This is a genomic window from Roseovarius halophilus (ex Wu et al. 2025) (assembly GCF_047086965.1).
In genome coordinates, this window is sequence record NZ_JBKOTX010000605.1 from 1 (window position 1) to 326 (window position 326).

Here is a 326-nt window from a genome sequence, read left to right on the forward strand (position 1 = left end):
CGGGGCTGTTTCGCAGCCGCCGCGCGCCGGGCGCGCAGCCCGGTGCCGATGGAACCATGGATGAAGGCGAGCGCCTGACGATTTTCGGAGCCCGCCCGGCGCACCGCAAGGTCCGGCGCACGCCGCGCTTTCTCGGGCTGATCCTGACGGCGGTGCTGATCCTGGTCCTGCTGGCCGTGGCGGCGCTGGCGGCGTTGAACGCCGACACAGTTGCGCGGTGGTTCGGCTGGGACAGCGGGCCGGTCCAGACCGCGGCCGCCCCGCCCGCGCCACCCGCCATGGACACCGGTGAACCGGTCACCCCGGGGGCGGGTGCCTCCGCCCCC

At 75.5% G+C, this 326-nt stretch carries 1 pseudogene; it reads left to right on the forward strand.

What is annotated here, in order from left to right:
• Window positions 1–326 (forward strand): annotated as a pseudogene (locus ACH107_RS33690) (hypothetical protein); the annotation flags it as partial.